Origin of the sequence: Nonomuraea lactucae (assembly GCF_003313395.1) — a bacterium.
Classification (GTDB): domain Bacteria; phylum Actinomycetota; class Actinomycetes; order Streptosporangiales; family Streptosporangiaceae; genus Nonomuraea; species Nonomuraea lactucae.
On sequence record NZ_QNFZ01000347.1, the window covers coordinates 1 to 700 of the forward strand.

A 700-nucleotide genomic window follows, 5' to 3' on the forward strand; every position below is an offset into this window, starting at 1 on the left:
CCACCCCCGCCCGCCGAACCTCCGCCCGCCTCCCCCGTCCCACCACGGGTTACCGCCCCTCCTGCGGCGGCCGACGCCGCTGCCGCTCCGGCGCGGGACAGCGCGAGGGAGGCCACGCTGTGCGCCAGATCGCGGACCAGGCGGTCGCCACCGGGCAGGCCGAGCGCGGCCTGCAGTGCCGCCGGGTCGGTGTACGCGCACCCGTCCAGCCACAGCATCATGCCCTCTCCCGCCGTCTCCAGGTCGTGCGGGAGGCAGTCGGGGCCGGTCAGGAGGCGGCCGTCACGGAGGCGAACGCCGCCGGGCGCACGCCCGGCGAGCCCCGGCAGCGGCTCGTACAGCAGGCCGCGCCACAGACGTCCCATGACGGCGGCCCTGGCGCCCGGCAGGGCCGCGGCATAGGCGACGGACAGACCGGGGCGCACGGCGGCCAGCTCGGCCGCGAACCCGGCGATGAGCTCCGGCGGGTCTTCCGACACAATGCCCCATTACCCGGCGTGCCTGGCTCGATACCAAGGGTAGGAAGATGCCATGTCATGTCGGGACATGGGAGAAGTCCTCACCATGACGGCCCTGCTCAACTGCGCGCTCCGGGAGCTGGCGCGGCCGGAGCCGGGCGGTCATCGCCTGCCGGCCACCGGCCGCCTGCTGCGGGTGAGCGGGGGGTGCGCCCCGTCCCGGCCCGGCGTGCCGGCGGGCC

1 pseudogene is annotated in these 700 nt (G+C 76.6%); it reads right to left on the reverse strand.

The annotated features are described in order from the left end of the window. Window positions 1-479, reverse strand: a pseudogene (locus tag DQW85_RS21870) (hypothetical protein); the annotation flags it as partial. Window positions 480-700: the final 221 nt, after the last annotated feature.